Annotated in this window: 17 protein-coding genes; 11 read left to right on the forward strand and 6 right to left on the reverse strand. The window is 63.5% G+C overall.

Translation table 11 applies throughout. From position 1 onward, the window contains the following. The first annotated feature begins 113 nt into the window (after nt 1-113). From hemC to rsd, 6 genes are all read left to right on the forward strand, one after another. Entirely contained in the window at nt 114-1055 is a 942-nt protein-coding gene (gene hemC / locus ACI2KG_RS06615) for a hydroxymethylbilane synthase (RefSeq protein ID WP_404661296.1), read from the forward strand. After that, nucleotides 1052-1819: a uroporphyrinogen-III synthase gene (locus tag ACI2KG_RS06620; RefSeq protein WP_404661297.1), complete on the forward strand. Its 768-nt coding sequence runs from the start codon at nt 1052-1054 to the stop codon at nt 1817-1819. Before hemC ends, ACI2KG_RS06620 begins: the two co-directional genes overlap by 4 nt. Before the next feature lie 45 nt (nt 1820-1864). Further along, on the forward strand, nt 1865-2965 hold the full coding sequence (locus tag ACI2KG_RS06625; RefSeq protein ID WP_404661298.1) for a uroporphyrinogen-III C-methyltransferase: 1101 nt from the start codon (nt 1865-1867) through the stop codon (nt 2963-2965). Next, nucleotides 2962-4200, forward strand: a complete 1239-nt coding sequence (locus ACI2KG_RS06630; RefSeq protein ID WP_404661299.1) for a heme biosynthesis protein HemY — start codon at nt 2962-2964, stop codon at nt 4198-4200. Before ACI2KG_RS06625 ends, ACI2KG_RS06630 begins: the two co-directional genes overlap by 4 nt. Before the next feature lie 222 nt (nt 4201-4422). Then, on the forward strand, nt 4423-4929 hold the full coding sequence (locus ACI2KG_RS06635) for a disulfide bond formation protein B (protein WP_404661300.1): 507 nt from the start codon (nt 4423-4425) through the stop codon (nt 4927-4929). A 231-nt stretch (nt 4930-5160) separates the two neighbouring features. Then, nucleotides 5161-5631 carry a sigma D regulator gene (rsd, locus tag ACI2KG_RS06640; protein WP_404661301.1) on the forward strand — a complete coding sequence of 157 codons (471 nt, stop codon included), beginning with the start codon at nt 5161-5163 and terminating at the stop codon, nt 5629-5631. A 9-nt stretch (nt 5632-5640) separates the two neighbouring features. Here the strand turns inward: rsd and ACI2KG_RS06645 are convergent, their stop codons facing one another. Next, nucleotides 5641-6279, reverse strand: coding sequence for an FKBP-type peptidyl-prolyl cis-trans isomerase (locus ACI2KG_RS06645; protein ID WP_404661302.1), 639 nt, complete (start codon nt 6277-6279; stop codon nt 5641-5643). Nucleotides 6280-6659: 380 nt separating this feature from the next. Between ACI2KG_RS06645 and ACI2KG_RS06650 the strand changes: the two genes are divergently transcribed. Then, a complete protein-coding gene (locus ACI2KG_RS06650; protein WP_404661303.1) occupies nt 6660-7724 on the forward strand; it encodes an AlgP family protein in 1065 nt (354 codons plus the stop codon). Here the strand turns inward: ACI2KG_RS06650 and ACI2KG_RS06655 are convergent. After that, nucleotides 7700-8182: a TIGR02444 family protein gene (locus ACI2KG_RS06655; protein WP_404661304.1), complete on the reverse strand. Its 483-nt coding sequence runs from the start codon at nt 8180-8182 to the stop codon at nt 7700-7702. The genes ACI2KG_RS06650 and ACI2KG_RS06655 overlap by 25 nt on opposite strands. A gap of 50 nt (nt 8183-8232) precedes the next feature. Between ACI2KG_RS06655 and ACI2KG_RS06660 the strand changes: the two genes are divergently transcribed. The 4 genes from ACI2KG_RS06660 (at nt 8233) to ACI2KG_RS06675 (ending at nt 12331) form a co-directional block, all read left to right on the forward strand. Then, a complete protein-coding gene (locus ACI2KG_RS06660; RefSeq protein WP_404661305.1) occupies nt 8233-10143 on the forward strand; it encodes an ATP-binding cassette domain-containing protein in 1911 nt (636 codons plus the stop codon). 412 nt (nt 10144-10555) lie between these two features. After that, on the forward strand, nt 10556-11188 hold the full coding sequence (locus tag ACI2KG_RS06665; RefSeq protein ID WP_400616533.1) for a LysE family transporter: 633 nt from the start codon (nt 10556-10558) through the stop codon (nt 11186-11188). Nucleotides 11189-11380: 192 nt separating this feature from the next. Next, nucleotides 11381-11623 carry a DUF2789 domain-containing protein gene (locus ACI2KG_RS06670; protein ID WP_400616538.1) on the forward strand — a complete coding sequence of 81 codons (243 nt, stop codon included), beginning with the start codon at nt 11381-11383 and terminating at the stop codon, nt 11621-11623. Between the two features lie 69 nt (nt 11624-11692). Further along, nucleotides 11693-12331, forward strand: coding sequence for an NADH:ubiquinone oxidoreductase subunit N (locus tag ACI2KG_RS06675; RefSeq protein ID WP_400616541.1), 639 nt, complete (start codon nt 11693-11695; stop codon nt 12329-12331). A gap of 6 nt (nt 12332-12337) precedes the next feature. Here ACI2KG_RS06675 and ACI2KG_RS06680 read toward each other — a convergent pair whose 3' ends face one another. From ACI2KG_RS06680 to ACI2KG_RS06695, 4 genes are all read right to left on the reverse strand, one after another. Continuing rightward, on the reverse strand, nt 12338-12775 hold the full coding sequence (locus ACI2KG_RS06680; RefSeq protein ID WP_063914407.1) for a CBS domain-containing protein: 438 nt from the start codon (nt 12773-12775) through the stop codon (nt 12338-12340). A gap of 436 nt (nt 12776-13211) precedes the next feature. Beyond that, nucleotides 13212-14489, reverse strand: a complete 1278-nt coding sequence (locus tag ACI2KG_RS06685) for a hypothetical protein (RefSeq protein ID WP_404661306.1) — start codon at nt 14487-14489, stop codon at nt 13212-13214. Nucleotides 14490-14497: 8 nt separating this feature from the next. Further along, complete coding sequence (locus ACI2KG_RS06690) at nt 14498-15742, reverse strand: hypothetical protein (protein ID WP_404661307.1); 1245 nt, start codon at nt 15740-15742, stop codon at nt 14498-14500. A gap of 46 nt (nt 15743-15788) precedes the next feature. Further along, entirely contained in the window at nt 15789-16292 is a 504-nt protein-coding gene (locus ACI2KG_RS06695) for a hypothetical protein (RefSeq protein WP_404661308.1), read from the reverse strand. Nucleotides 16293-16298: the final 6 nt, after the last annotated feature.

Genomic DNA, 16298 nt, shown 5'->3' on the forward strand with positions numbered 1-16298 from the left:
GCGACACAAGGCCGCTCCTACCTTGGGCTACGCAGGACCTGTTGATCCACATCTGCAAGCGATCCCGACGATGCTGTTATCATCGGCGGCATTTCTCTGGATCGGGGCGTTTCATGTCCACTCGCGAAATCCGCATTGCCACCCGTAAAAGTGCCTTGGCCCTATGGCAGGCCGAATACGTCAAAGCCCGCCTCGAGCAGGCCCACCCCGGTCTGTTGGTGACCCTGGTGCCCATGGTCAGCCGCGGCGACAAGCTACTCGACGCGCCGCTGGCAAAAATCGGCGGCAAGGGCCTGTTCGTCAAGGAACTGGAAACCGCCTTGCTGGACAACGAAGCCGACATCGCCGTGCATTCGATGAAGGACGTGCCCATGGACTTCCCTGAAGGCCTGGGCCTGTACTGCATCTGCGAGCGCGAAGACCCGCGCGATGCGTTCGTCTCCAATACCTTCGCCAGCCTCGAAGCGCTGCCTGCCGGCAGCATTGTCGGCACCTCCAGCCTGCGCCGCCAGGCCCAGCTGCTGGCGCGCCGCCCAGACCTGCAAATCCGCTTTCTGCGCGGCAACGTCAACACCCGCCTGGCCAAGCTCGATGCTGGCGAATACGACGCCATCATCCTCGCCGCTGCTGGCCTGATTCGGCTGGGCTTCGAAGACCGCATCAGCGCCTCCATCAGCGTCGATGACAGCCTGCCGGCGGGTGGGCAGGGCGCGGTGGGTATCGAGTGTCGCAGCGCCGATCACCAGATCCATGCCCTGCTGGCGCCGCTGCACCACATCGACACCGCCGACCGGGTGGTGGCCGAACGCGCCCTGAACAAACGCCTGAATGGCGGCTGCCAGGTGCCGATCGCTTGCTACGCGGTGCTCGAAGGCGAGCAGCTGTGGTTGCGCGGTCTGGTCGGCCAACCGAGCGGCGGCACCTTGCTGGTGGCCGATGCCCGCGCACCCCGCGCGGCTGCAGAGGCGCTGGGCGTGCAGGTGGCAGAAGACTTGCTGGGCCAAGGCGCAGAAGCCATCCTCAAGGAAGTCTACGGCGAGGCCGGCCAGCCGTGAGCCAATGGCGCCTGTTGCTGACCCGGCCTGCCGAGGACTGCGCGGCGCTGGCGCAAAGCCTGGCGGCAGCGGGGGTGGCCAGTAGCTGCTTGCCGCTGCTGGAAATTGCACCCATTGGTCTCGAAGCGCAGCAGCAAGCGTTGCTGCAACGGCTCAACAGCTTTCAGGCGATCATCGTGGTCAGCAAACCGGCCGCCCGCTTGTTGCTGGAACAACTGGCCCAAGCCCGCCTGCAGCCGCCTCGGCAAGGCTGGTTCACCGTAGGTGAGGCCACTGCTGCCGTGCTGCAGGATGCGGGCCTCGAAGTGGGCAGCCCGCCGCGTGGCGATGACAGCGAAGCCTTGCTGGCGCTTCCGGCCCTGGCACAGGCCGTTGCCGTGTCGGCACCGCGTGTATTGATCGTGCGCGGCGTTGGAGGTCGCGAACTGCTGGCAGAGCGTCTTGCAGAGCAAGGTGCTAGTGTCGAATATCTGGAACTGTATCGCCGCTGCCTGCCGGTTTACCCGGCGGGCACGCTGATGCGCTGCATCGAAGCGGAACGCCTCAATGGCCTGGTGGTCAGCAGTGGGCAGGGTCTGGAACATTTGCAGCAGCTGGCCGGCGCCGATTGGCCGCAGTTGGCCCGGCTGCCGCTGTTCGTACCCAGCCCGCGGGTCGCCGGCCAGGCCAGGGCCGCCGGGGCCCAACAGGTTGTGGATTGCCGTGGCGCCAGTGCCACGGCCTTGCTGGCAGCTGTGCAGCGTAGCGCTGCACCTGCCTCTTAAGGCGCTAAGCTGAACGCGATGCGCCCCCATGCAAAGGATGGATACGTGAGCGAGACTGTCTTGTCCAATAACGATCAGCCGTCGGCACAGGCGCCGGCGGACCCCGTTACCACCCCACCTGCCAAGCGCTCCGGCAGTGGCCTGGCAGCGCTGGCCTTGCTGCTCGGTGCAGCCGGGGTGGCGGTAGGGGGCTGGGGTGTCTGGCAGGTGCGTCAACTGCAAGGCAGCGAGTTCAACCAGGGCCAGCACCTCGAGGCGCTTAACCAGCGTGCCGAGGCCCTGCAGCAGCGTGAACAGCAGATCAGCGCGCAACTGGCCAGCCTGCCGGCGGCCAGCGAGCTGGAAGACCGCCGCCGGCTGGTGGCGCAATTGCAGGGCGACCAGCAGCGTCTTAGCCAGCGGCTGGAAACGGTACTGGGTGAAAGCCGCAAGGAGTGGCGCCTGGCCGAAGCCGAGCACCTGCTACGCCTGGCCACCCTGCGGCTGTCGGCCCTGCAGGACATCACCAGTGCCAAGGCGCTGGTCGAAGGCGCCGACGAGATCCTGCGTGAACAGAGCGACCCGGGTGCCTTCGCCGCCCGCGAACAGCTGGCGCGCAGCCTGGCCACGCTCAACAGCACCCAGCAACCCGACCGTACCGGCCTGTTCCTGAAACTGGCTGCGCAGCGCGAGCTGGTACAACAGCTGAGTGCCCAATCGCCTGAGTTCGACAGCAATGCCGATGCCCTCGGCGCGCTGACGGCCGACGGTGATGGCGCCAGCCGCCTGTCGCAGTGGTGGGCAGAGATTTCCAAGTACTTCCAGATCGACTTCAATGCCGATGACAACGTGCGGCCGCTGCTGGCAGGGCAGCAACTGAACCAGCTGCGCCTGGCGCTGAGCCTGACTATCGAGCAGGCTCAGTGGGCGGCGCTCAATGGTGATGCCAAGGTCTACACCCAGGCGCTGGACGATGCCCGCAGCGTGCTGCTGGCCAACTTCAACGCCGACAACCCGCAAAGCAAGGCCATGCTCGACAGCCTCAATGCGCTGGCCGAGCAGCCGGTGTCGGTGGTAACCCCCGACCTCAGCGAAAGCCTGGCGACCGTGCAGGCCTACATCCAGCGCCGTCACCTGCCGGCCGAGGCTGAAGGGGGCAAGCCATGAAGCGTGTCTACCTGCTGGCCGTGCTGGCCATTGTGGTTGCCGCGGCGCTGGGTATCGCAGTCGCCAAGCACAGCGGCTACGTGCTGATCTCCTATGGTGGCTTCCGCTATCAATCAGGGCTGTGGGCAGCCCTTGCCGGGCTGCTGATGGTCGTCCTGCTGCTGTGGTTGCTGCGTTATCTGGTTGGCCTGGTGCTGACCTCCAGTGGCGTGGTCAACCCGTGGTCGCGGCGCAACCGCAGCCGGCGCATCCGCCTGGCCATCGAACAAGGCCAGCTTGATCTCGCCGAGGGCCGCTGGGCCAGTGCCCAGCGCCACCTGCACCGCGCCGCCGAGGCCGAGCGCCAGCCGCTGCTGTACTACCTCGGTGCTGCACGAGCTGCCAACGAGCAGGGCCGTACCGAAGACAGTGACAATTTGCTGGAGCGCGCCCTGGAGCGCCAGCCGCAGGCAGAACTGGCTATTGCACTGACCCATGCCCAGCTGCAGATGGACCGTGGCGAAAGCGACGGTGCTCTTGAAACCCTGCTGGCCATGCAGGAGCGCCACCCGCACAACAGCCAGGTGCTGCGCCTGCTGCAGCGCCTTTATCTGGAGCGCGGTGATTGGTCAGCCCTGATCCGCCTGCTGCCTGACCTGCGCAAGGGCAAGGTGCTACCGGCCACCGAACTGGCTGCCCTCGAGCAGCGTGCCTGGGGCCAGAACCTGAGCCTGGCCACCACCCGTGGCGAAGATGCGCAAAGTGCCCGGCAGGCACTGGAACGCGCCTGGCAACAGCTGACTGCTGCCCAGCGGCAAGAGCCGCAACTGGTGCTGGCCTACGCCGAGCAGTTGCGGCAGGTGGGCGCTCAGAGCGAGGCCGAGCAGGTCCTGCGCACGGCCCTTAAACGTGACTACGAAAGCCATCTGGCCCGCCTGTACGGCCTGGTGCGCGGCGATGACCCGGCACGCCAGCTGCAAACCGCCGAAGGCTGGCTCAAGGCTCACCCGCAAGACGCCAGCCTGCTGTTGACCCTAGGCCGCCTGAGCCTGCAGAACCGTCTGTGGGGCAAGGCGCGTGACTACCTGGAAAGCAGCCTGCGCATGGAGCGCAACCCGGAGGCCTGTGCCGAACTGGCCCGCCTGCTCGCCGGCCTGGGCGAGACCGAGCGCAGTAACCAACTGTTCCAGGAGGGCCTTGGCCTGCTGGACGAACGCCTGCTGGCCCTGCCCCTGCCAGAAGGCGAGCGCGCCTGACCGACCCCACAGCCCGCGCCAAGGTGCGGGCTGTGGGGGTTGGTAATTTATCTAGCGTTGCACGTTAGATCTGCATGCCAGTTCTTCAGTCGCCTCCTACCGAGGCAGTGGAAATTTCCTACGCGTTTCAGCGACTTGTCGTCGCTGTCGTGCCTTGAAACAAAGCGCGTCTTTCCTCTACCGTTTCAAGCCACTACCTCTTCCCCGGGACCTCCACCGCCCATGCTGCCGGCCCGTTTACGCACCTTATTCCTTCCTGCTTGCCTGGCCGCACTGGCAGTACTGGCTGCGTCCTTCCATCTTGAAAACATGCTCAGGCTGGTGCCATGCCCCTTGTGTTTCAGCCAGCGTTTGCTGCTGGCCTTGTACGCGCTGCTGAGCCTGGCCGCCGTGCTGCAGGCGCCAGGTGCACGGGGCATTCGGCGTTATGCATGGGCCACGTTGGCTTGCGCACTGGGCGGGGCGTTGCTGGCGGCACGGCATGTCTGGCTGCAAGGCGCTGGCAGGGCTGTTCAGGAATGCCCGGTGCCGATCGGGCGGGTGTTCGAACAGGCCTGGGGCGAGGCAGCCCGGCAACTGCTGCTCGGTGGCCCGGATTGCAGCTCGCTGACCTGGAGCTTTCTCGACCTGACCTTGCCCGAGTGGAGCCTGCTGGCGTTCCTGCTGCTGGCGACGCTGCCCTTGAGTTGCCTGCTGGCGTATCGTTTCCGCAGCCTGGCAAGAACATGACCTGGCGCAAGGTTGCACCATCAGCGCGACCAATGGCGGTGTAACAGGGTATTAAACACTTGTATGAATTTTGTACGCTGCGTACCTTGAAGGGCAGCACGCGCGGGAATAATCTCGCAGCACGTATACCGAAAACACAACTGCTCGATGCCGTCCTGCTGATGTCACCTTTGTGCTGCGCGGTCGTGGTGCGAGGTGCAGCGGCATCTACCCAGAAGGGAAGAGATCGCCATGCTCGATAGTTGTCAAAACGCCCAGGAACGCTGGGGTGGGGTTCACGATCTGATCGATCGTTGGCTGAAGGAGCGCCACGAGCTGGTGCAGGCTTTCCGTGCGTTGCGCGATGTGAAGCCGGCCTTCACCGACAAGGATACGCACGGAGATTTCTGTGCTCTTCTTGTCGACTACGTTTCCGCGTGGCACTTCGAGGTCAGCGAACAACTGGTCAGTGAAGCCAAGGCATTTGGTGACACGCGCGGTCTGGAGCTGGCCACTCAGATCAATCCTCGTATTGATGACAGTACCCAGATTGCTCTGGCCTTCAACGACCATTGTGCGAAGGGTGAGTGCTCGGACCCGGCTCGTTTTGCCGAAAAGCTGACTAAGCTGGGTGCTCTGTTGCACGAGCGCTTCGAACTGGAAGATTGCCTGATCGAAGTGTTGCACAACGCGCACAAGGAAGAGGGCGCGGTCCAGGCCTGAGTGTTGGCGTCAGTCGCCAACCGCCAGCAGTTCGATCTCGAACACCAAGGGTGTATAGGGTGCAATCAGGTCACCCGCGCCCTCGGCGCCATAGGCTTGTGCCGACGGAATCACCAGGCGCCATTTGGCGCCAGCGTGCATCTGCGGCAAGGCCACCTGCCAACCTTCAATCACCGAGTCCAGGCTGAACCACTGAGGTGTCTGGTTCTGGTCGAATACCGAGCCATCCGGCAACTTGCCCACATAGCGCACCTGCACCTTGCCGCCGGCTTTCGGCTGCGCGCCAGTGCCTGCCTGCAGTTCGCTGTAGAGCACACCTTCCGGTAATTCACGCACGCCATATCGCCCGCGCTCATTGGCCATGAAGCGTTTTTCGGCCGCCTGCTGTTTCTGCGCCTCGGCATCGCCCTCTTGCGCCTCATGCTGCTGGAGCACGGCCTGCATGCGCGCTTTGTCGAGCTTCAGTGGCTGCCCCTGGTAGGACTGGCGCAAGCCTTCGACCAGAGCATCCAGTTGCAAGCCCGGCATGTCCTGACGCAGCCGCTCACCCAGGCTGGCGCCGAGGCTGTAGGCGAGGTCGTGTTCGTCGCTGTCGGCCAGGGCGATGGGGGCCAGCAGGCATAAACCTAAAACAAGAAATCGAGGCATGGTCAGTTCCTGCGCCAATGAGCGGGGAAGTATGCCAGCGTTTGGTTTTCTATTGGGCGTTCGCGGTCCCTGTAGGAGCGGCCTTGTGTCGCGATGGGGTGCGAAGCAGCCCCTGAATTTCAGCGTCACCGCAAATATTGACGGGGCTGCTTTGCAGCCCATCGCGACACAAGGCCGCTCCTACAGGGGATGTGCTGCAAGTCAGACAATTGCCAAAAATCAGCAATGATTTATTCAGCAACTACACTTGCACCGAGCTGCAAGATTACAACTTTGCCCAGGCATGCAACGCGGCGTAAATATTACTGTCAACATGCCCTAGCGGCGGTAGCAGCAGAAGCATAGTATGAGCCGCAATCTCGTCAGCCAGGAGGTAAACCATGTCGGCCAAAAAGAAGCCAGTAAGTACGCCGTTACACCTGCTCCAGCAACTTTCGGGCAGCCTGCTCGAACACTTGGAAGAAGCCTGCTCGCAAGCGCTGGCTGATGCGGAAAAACTGTTGGCCAAGTTGGAAAAGCAGCGCGGCAAGGCGCAGGAAAAACTGCACAACGGCCGCCTGAAACTGCAAGACGCTGCCAAAGCCGGTAAAGCCAAGGCGCAAACCAAGGCGCAAAAAGCCATTGGCGAGCTTGAAGAACTGCTCGACTCCCTCAAGGAACGTCAAACCCAGACGCGCGCTTACATTCAGCAACTCAAGCGGGATGCCCAGGACAGCCTCAAGTTGGCCCAGGGTGTAGGCAAAGTTCGCGAAGCTGCCGCCAAGGCGCTTGACCTGCGTGCAGCCAAAACGGCCAAGCCCTCTGCTGCGAAACCTGCAGCCAAGCCAGCTGCCAGGACCTCTGCCGCAGCCAAGCCTGCGGCGAAACCAGCCGCCAAAGCCGCTACCGCCAAACCTGCGGCCAAGCCAGCTGCTAAAGCCACTGCTGCTGCCAAGCCAGCGGCGAAACCGGCTGCCAGAGCCACCGCTGCAGCCAAGCCAGCGGCGAAACCGGCTGCCAGAACCGCTGCTGCAGCCAAGCCAGCGGCGAAACCGGCTGCCAGAACCGCTGCTGCAGCCAAGCCAGTGGCGAAGCCAGCAGCCAAAGCTACCGCTGCAGCCAAACCTGCGGCGAAGCCAGCAGCCAAAGCGACTGCTGCAGCCAAGCCAGCGGTGAAGCCAGCAGCCAAAGCGACTGCTGCGGCCAAGCCTGCGGCGAAGCCAGCAGCCAAAGCCACTGCTGCAGCCAAACCAGCTGCCGCCAAGGCCCCAGCACGCACAGCAGCCAAGCCTGCCGCCAAACCAGCCGCCGCCAAGCCCGTCGCCAGCAAGCCAGCCGAAACCAAGCCGGCTACGCCTGCCGCCAGCACTCCGGCTGCCGCAACCAACTCGGCTTCACAGGCCACTGCGGTAGCTCCGTCGGCAGCCGCCAGCACCCCGGCTCAGGGGCCGTCCTCGGCGTCCTGAGGCGCAGCCGCCGCGACGCGCAACGTCACCAGCGCGTCGTGATGCCGAGCCTGGTCCGGCGCCAGCCGGGCCAGCCAGTCGTCCGTGGGCTCACGGGAGTCCGCGGGCCACTGTAGCGCCTGCGCCTGCAAGCGTGCCAGCAAGGTCTTTTCTGCCTGCAACTCCAACCCCTTCACCTGTTCACGCAACAGCGCCAGCTGCGCATCATCCTGCGCTGCCGTTCGCCATTGCTGTCGCAGGCTGCGTAGCGGGGCGACCACGTCACGTTGCCAAGGCTCGGCGACTTCTTTCAGTGCTTGCGCACGCTCGTCCAGCATGGCAATGCCACGTGCCTGCAGCCAGGTTGCGCACAGTAGCAGGCAGACATCGCCACCCAGCGCCTGCAGGTCGAGGCAGGCGGCCTCCACGCCGGGCCTGGCGTACAGGGCCAGGGCGTGATTCCACAGGTCGGTGTGCATGGTTCCACTCGCGCTATGGGCCGAGGAAGCTGGTAGACTCCGCGACCATCATGATCAGACTATCCAACCTCACTTTACAGCGTGGTCCGCAGCGCTTGCTAGAAGGCGCCGAAATGACCCTGCACGCCGGTCACAAGGCCGGCCTGATCGGCGCCAACGGCGCCGGAAAATCCAGCCTGTTCGCCTTGCTGCGCGGTGAGCTGTCGCCCGATGCCGGCGATTGCCAGCTGCCCGGTGACTGGCGTATCGCCCACATGCGCCAAGAGGTCGACACCCTCGACCGCCTGGCCGTGGACTATGTGCTCGACGGTGACGTGCGCCTGCGCAAGGTCCAGGCCGAACTGGCTGCCGCCGAGCACGCCCACGACGGCACCGCCCTGGCGCGCCTGCACAGTGAGCTGGAAAGCGCCGACGGCTATACCGCCGACGCCCGTGCGCGCAAGTTGCTGGCCGGCCTGGGCTTTACCAACGAGCAGATGGACCGCCGTGTCGGCGACTTCTCCGGCGGCTGGCGGATGCGCCTGAACCTGGCCCAGGCACTGATGTGCCCGTCAGACCTGCTGCTGCTCGACGAGCCCACCAACCACCTGGACCTCGACGCCATCCTGTGGCTGGAAGACTGGCTCAAGGGCTACCCGGGCACACTGTTGCTGATTTCCCACGACCGTGACTTCCTCGATGCCGTGGTCGACCACGTGCTGCATGTCGAACAGCGCAAGCTGAACCTGTACAAGGGCGGCTATACCGCCTTCGAGCGCACCCGTGCCGAGCGCCTGGCGCAGCAGCAACAGGCCTACGAGAAGCAACAGGCGCAGCGCGCGCACATGGAAAAGTACATCGCCCGCTTCAAGGCCCAGGCCACCAAGGCCCGCCAGGCACAAAGCCGGATCAAGGCCCTGGAGCGCATGGAAGAACTGTCGGCGGCGCATGTCGATTCGCCGTTCGACTTCGTCTTCCGCGAATCGCAGAAAATCTCCAGCCCGTTGCTGAGCATGTCCGAAGGCCGCTTGGGTTATGGCGACAAAGCCATCCTCGACAAGGTCAAGCTGCAGCTCACCCCGGGTGCGCGCATTGGCCTTCTCGGCCCTAACGGTGCCGGCAAGTCGACCCTGATCAAAAACCTCGCCGGTGAGCTTGAGCCGCTGTCGGGCCGCCTGGTCCGTGGTGAAAACCTGGCCGTTGGCTACTTTGCCCAGCACCAGCTGGACTCGCTGGACGACAAGGCCAGCCCGCTGCTGCACCTGCAGCGCATCGCCCCCACCGAGCGTGAGCAGACCCTGCGCGACTTCCTTGGCGGCTTCGACTTCCATGGCGCTCGCTGCGAAGAGCCGGTGGTGAACTTCTCCGGTGGTGAAAAGGCCCGCCTGGCGCTGGCGCTGATTGCCTGGGAACGGCCGAACCTGCTGCTGCTCGACGAACCGACCAACCACCTCGACCTGGAAATGCGCCTGGCGTTGACCATGGCCTTGCAGGAGTTCGCCGGTGCCGTGGTGGTGGTCTCCCACGACCGTCACCTGCTCAAGAGCACCACCGACGACTTCCTGCTGGTAGCCGATGGCAAGGTCGAAACCTTCGACGGCGACCTCGACGACTACAGCCGCTGGCTGGTCGAGTTCCGCCAGCGCAGCGCGCCGGCCAGTAGTGCTCCAGTCAACCCGGACAAGACCGACAAGAAAGCCCAGCGCCAGGCCGCTGCCGCCTTGCGCCAGCAGTTGGCCCCGCACAAGAAGGCCGCAGACAAGCTGGAAAGCGAACTCAACCTGGTGCACGCGCAACTGGCCGAGATCGAGACCGCGTTGGGCGATGCGGGCCTGTACGACGCGGCGCGCAAGGACGAACTGCGTGACTTGCTGGCCCGCCAGACCAAGCTCAAGCAACGCGAAGGTGAGCTGGAAGAGGCCTGGATGGAAGCGCTGGAAAGCCTCGAAAGCATGCAGGCCGAGCTTGAGGCGCTGTCTTGATCGGGTGAAGGCTGAAAGGTGTTCGCCTTGAGGCCTTCAGCGTCTGGGAGATCGAGCGCCGCCCGCGCGGCGCTTCGCGGGGCAAGCCCGCTCCCACATCTGTTTCGGGCCAGTTATTTCTGTTGAATCTGCGCGCGACCGCTTTGGCGCCTGACTCGATATCGCGTCGCCCAAACAAGGCGGCCAGTGGTGAAATCACAGGAGTGATTGGCCCGAAACAGACTGTGGGAGCGGGCTTGCCCCGCGAAGCGCCGCGCGGGCGGCGCTCGATCTCATAGGCGCTGAAAATGCCAAGGCGTTCATCCCCCAACACAACCCACTCAAAGCCCCAAATACCCCAAAAATCACTGGTTATTTTTTCACCAACCCCTTAGCTTAACGTTTTGCAACATATGTTCGAGCGAGGTGTGTGATGTCGATGGAAGTATGGTTGGGCTTCTTTGCCGCCTGTTGGGTGATCAGCCTGTCACCCGGTGCCGGGGCAATTGCCTCGATGTCCAGCGGCCTGCAATACGGCTTCTGGCGTGGTTACTGGAACGCCCTGGGCCTGCAGCTGGGCCTGATCCTGCAAATCGCCATCATCGCCGCCGGCGTCGGCGCCGTATTGGCCGCCTCGGCCACGGCCTTCCAGTTCATTAAATGGTTCGGCGTCGCCTACCTCGTCTACCTGGCCTACAAGCAGTGGCGCGCCCTGCCGATGGACATGACCGATGAATCGGGCGTGCGCCCGATCGGCAAACCGCTGAGCCTGGTGTTCCGCGGTTTTCTGGTCAACGTCAGCAACCCCAAGGCGCTGGTGTTCATGCTGGCGGTGCTGCCACAGTTCATCGACCCCCATGCACCGCTGCTGCCGCAATATGTGGCGATTACCCTGACCATGGTCAGTGTCGACCTGCTAGTGATGGCCGGGTACACCGGGCTGGCCGCGCGGGTGCTGCGCCTGCTGCGCACGCCCAAGCAGCAGAAGCGCTTGAACCGGACTTTTGCCGGGTTGTTCATTGGTGCGGCCACTTTCCTGGCCACCTTGCGCCGCGCACCAATCTGATAGACCGCATTCAGGCTATTGGCAGATAAAAAGCGTTTGATTCGAGTCGTGTTGCTCGGGGCGCTGTCTACCGTGAGACGGGTGATCACGATCATCTGTTTCTCATGAGCATGGAGCAAGATCTGCAATAGGTGCTCTCAACCCAAGTCGGGCTGACATCGTCAATGTTCGGCCCGGCACCGAGGAGGAACCATGGACAAGCCGATTCATCCTTTGTCGGAAATATTCAAACAGCTGGGGCTATCTGACGAGCCTGTCGAAATCGACCGGTTCATCACTACCCATTCGCCGCTCGACGACGATGTGAAGCTGGTTGACGCCCCTTTCTGGAATGACTCGCAGCGCGCCTTCCTGAAAGAGAAGTACATTGCCGATGACGACTGGATTCCGATGATCGACCAACTCAACGAGGCGCTTCATCCGCAGAAAAAATAAAGCGCCGAGCGGCACCTGACGAGTGAGTGGCCGTTGCTATGCTCAGGGAAACAATAAGGGGATAGCGCGATGAAAGATCCCTACGCACCAGGCTTCTGGTGTTCCGTGACGATCCTGGGCATCCTGACGGCCAGTTACTTCCACGGCATCAGGCAGGCGCAACCGATGAACCAGGCGGTGCACTTCCTGTATGCCGCTGCCGCAGTCACTGTGGCGGTTGTACTGGTGGCACTGACCTGGATTGCCTGGCAGCAACTGCACCTGAACAAGCGCGAAGTGATCCAGGGGCGAACGCTGCTGACCATCTGGAACACCAAAGTCGCGCTACGCCGTGTCGAAACTGTGTTCGACCGCTATTTCTGGGGCAGCTACTGGCATTCCGGGCGCACTTTCGAAGAGGTCATGGGCGAACTCAGGGGTACCCCGCTGGAGCAGAGCCTAGATGCACTGAAGCGCCAGTGCCGGCTGCTCGACCGCGAAATCCATGACCACCATCACCACTGGCTGGCCAACGCCCGCGACCTGTCCAGCGTGGCCCAGGCCATGGCCCGTGAGCGCTACCAGCTGGACCTGGGCGAACCCACCCACAGCGGCCACGGCAATACCGCAGTGCTCAACCGCGACCTGGAAGTGCTGGTGTACACCTGGTCGGCACGTCTGCGCAGCTTCGACCATCAACTGGACGAACTGGAGCGCGCCTACCATTGAGTGGCTTCATTCGCCGCGGATGTACTGCTCCAGTTGGAGGATAAGGCTGGCCTGTTCGGCGATGGTTTCCTTGACCAGGTCACCAATCGACAGCAACCCGAGCAGTTCGCCATTGCTGACTACCGGCAGGTGGCGCAGGTGGCGGTTGGTCATCAGGTTCATGCAGTACTCGAGGTTCTGCTTGGGTTCGACGGTAACCACCGGCGCACTCATGATCTCGCGCACCGGGGTCGCGGCGGAAGAGCGGCCTTTGAGCACCAGTTTGCGCGCATAGTCGCGTTCACTGACGATACCCACCACTTGGTTGCCCTCGACCACCGGCAGCGCACCGACGTTTTTTTCCGCCAGCAGTTTCAGGGCGTCGAGCACCGAGTCATCCGGGCCGATGGTGTACACGGTCTGGTGCTGGGACTTGGTCTTGAGGATTTGTTCGACGGTCTTCATACGGGCCTCTGCGGGTGAAAAAAGCGCTGTCTCGGAGTAACTAAAGCATCCGGCACGGCGCTCTGCACGGCAATGCAGGAAACGGCATGGAGTCGATTGAAAAACGTCATCGGCCTGCTGGGTAACTGTCTTGCGCGAATCTGAAAGCTTGTGTGGTCCTTGTGGAGCGGGCGTGCCCTAATGCCAGTCAGTCAAGACTGCCGGTGCTGCTGCGCAGCCCATCGCCGGCAAGCCAGCTCCCACACCGACTGCATTGAATTCAAACCATGCGCCATATCTGTGGGAGCCTGGCTTGCCGGCGATGGGCCGCAACGCGGCCCCAAATTACTTAACTGACAGGCATTAGGGCGTGCCCGCGAACACCGGCGTAGCCGGTGCCAGACACCGCACTGGATTCTTCGCGGGCACGCCCGCTCCCACAGGAGGTTGGGTGTGTCTACAAGCAACCGCTCGCGGCCACCTCCTGGCTCGCTTCCTTGAGTGCTGCGGCAACGGCTGCAGCATCATTGGCGGTATACACCCGCCCGCCAGTATTGCTGGCGGCACAGTTGGAGCCGGTGCTGGCGCTGATATTGACCACATTGATCCGCAACCGTGGCTGGCTCTTGGCTATCTGTTCCGACACGGTGCAGACACTGGTGCCGCAACTGTCCCGGCCATCCACGAACATCACGATCACCCCATCCCGATCACGCCCGTTCATCTTGCTGGCTGCCGCTTGCAGGCTGATGCCCAGGCCCGTCCCGCCCCGCGCATCCAGGCCGGCGACACGCTTGATCAGGTCGGCGCGCTGGCCTTGGCCGAAGACGCCGTGATCGACCGGGCTGCGGCAGCCATTGAAGGTGACCAGGCGCATGTCTACATCCTTGTCCAGGTCGCCGATTACCGAGGTCAGCGAGCTTTTTGCCACGTCCATGCGGGTGAGCCGTTGCGGCTGGTTGTTGGCCAGCAGTTCATCGACGAAGGGGATGCGTGCCAGCAGGCTGATATACCACGGGTCATCCTGCTTTTTTATCCTGATGCGCTGGTCCATGGAACCGGAGGTGTCCAGCACCACTGCAAACTCCGAGGCCTGGAAGGCATCTCCCGGCGTACAGATTGCGGCCTGCGTGTAGCCTTGCCAGCGCTGGTACAGAACGGGCCAGCTGCTGTACAGCCAGTAGAGCAGCAGCAATAACAGGCCAAACAACAGCCAGGGCCACAGGCGCAGGCGGCGGCGTTCGACGGTCACCATGGTTCGGGTTTTGACCGGTGCTGGTGCGGGCTTTGGTTTGACCGGCGCTACTTTTGGCGGTGGCGGTGGCGGTGGCGGTGGCGCGACGGGTGTCGGTTGCCCCCAGCGAATGACCAGCGGTTCGCCGTTGACACTGTACAGGTTGGCCAGGTCTGGTGGCCCTACCAGCGTGCGTAAGGCCGCGGCTGCAGGCCCCTGGCCGCGCCTTTGCAACTCGTCCGCCAGCTGGCCGACGGCTGCCTGCCGCTCCTCGTAGCGCTTCAGTAGCGCAGCCTGCTGTTCGCGCCCGAGCGTGGCATACAGATTCGGTTGCCCCTCAAGCTCCGACCACCATTCCAGCACGCCATCGCGGCCCTGCCTGGGGATTGCATACAGATGGGCGATGCCCGGTGGAAAGTGCTGGCGAATCAGCGCCACCCTCTGCTCGAGGGCACTGGCAGCATCCTGGCTGGCATACGTGTCGCGGTTTACCCTTTGCATGGTTTGTCCTAGTCGCAATCGGCCGTGCTGGAGACTTCCTGGCTGGCATCCTTGATGGCCGCGGCTACCTGCTCGGCATCGTTGGCGGAATAGATGCGGCCACCGGTGTGCTCGGCGACGCAGCTGGCCAGGTTGCTGTTGCTGATGTTGATCAGGTTGACGCGCAGGCGGGGCTGTTCGCGGGCAATCCGTTGTGCCACGGCACAAACGTCCTGCTCGCAGCCGTCCGCGCCGTCGATGAACATCAGGATCACACCGTCGCGGTCGCGGCCGTTCATGGTTCTGGCGGCTACGTCCAGGCTGGCTGCCAGGGGGGTGCCGTCGTCGGGAACCAGTGCCTGGATACCTTTGATCAGATCGGGGCGCTGGGCGAGCGTGAACACGCCATTATCGATCGGCGCGCGGCAGCCATCGAACGTCACCACGCGCATGTCCACCGCCGGGTGCAGGTCGTTGATCAGGTGGGTCAGGCTATTTTTGGCCACGTCCATGCGCACGGGGGCTTGGGTAAGCTGCGCAACACGCTGCTGATCGATGTTGGGGTCATCATTGATGTGCTGGAAGTACCATTGCTCGTCTTCCTGGGTGGCCGCGACGTTGAGTTGCATTGAGCCTGAGGTGTCGAGCACCACGGAAAATTCCGGCGGCTGTATCCGCGTGTCCTTCACACAGGCGAACGGCGTGGTCTCGCGGCTGGCAAACCAGTGCTGCAGGTAAGGCCAGCCGAACCACAAGGCCAGGGCCAGCAACAGCAGGCCAAACAGTGGCAGCAGAAACCACGGCAGCCATATCCAGCGTCGGCGTAGCACTGGCGCACGCGGCGGCACAGGTGGCGGCATGGGTGCTGGCGCGGGCTTGGCCGCTGCAGGCTCGGCCCAGCGCACCACCAGCGGTTGCCCGTTGACGCTGTACAGGTTGTTCAGGTCGGCAGGCCCGATCAGCTTGCGCAACAGCGCCGCCTCGTTGGCCTGGCCCAAGCTTTCCAGCTTGCCGACCAGTTGGCGCACAGCGTCCTGGCGCTCGTCGTACAGGCGCAGCAAGGCTGCCTGCTGCTCGGCGCCCAGGTCGTGGTACCGGTGCGGTTGGCCTTGCAGGTCCGACCACCATTCGCGCAGGCCGTCCTTGCCAGTGCGCGGGGTGGCAAACAGATGAGCAATACTGGGGGGGAAGTGCCTGACGATGATCGCCATGGCGGCTTCGAGTGCCCGCAGGTCGTCCTTGGCGGGGCTGGTGTCGCGGGTAACCCGCTGCATGTGGATATCCTGAAAAGATTCGGCAGCCGAAGCTGCCGAAGAGGTTTTACTCGTAACCCAGGCTCAGCTGTAGGCGGCTGACCTGTTGTTGCAGGTCCTTGAGTTTCTGCTTGCGGGCTTCGATCTGGGCGCTGCTGGCATTGGCCGAAGGTGCCGCCTGGTTGGCCTTGAGCTGCTGCTCCAGGCCGGCGATCTGTTTTTGCACATCGTTCTTGTTGCCATGGCGGGCCTTGAGGGTACTCAACAGGCCGCTCAACGACTTCTCCAGGCTGGCCTGCTGGCGCTGCTGGCTTTGCAGGTCCTGGCGGGTCGAGGTCTGCAGCGCGCTCAACTGCGCGTAAACCGCGTTGAACTGGCGATTCTGCTCCTGGGCACTCTGCAGGTTCTGCTCGCTGTTGCGTACGCCTTCGGCATAGCCCCCGCCATAGTCACAGTTGAGTTTTCCAATCAGGCTGGCGTTGCTGTCGGAGGCATTGCACTGCGAAGCAGTGGTCGCACACCCGGCAAGGCTGGCCAGCAGGGCCAGGCACAGGCAATTACGCAGGAACATGGCGTG

The organism is Pseudomonas sp. NPDC089407 (assembly GCF_044900445.1).
Taxonomy (GTDB): Bacteria; Pseudomonadota; Gammaproteobacteria; order Pseudomonadales; family Pseudomonadaceae; genus Aquipseudomonas.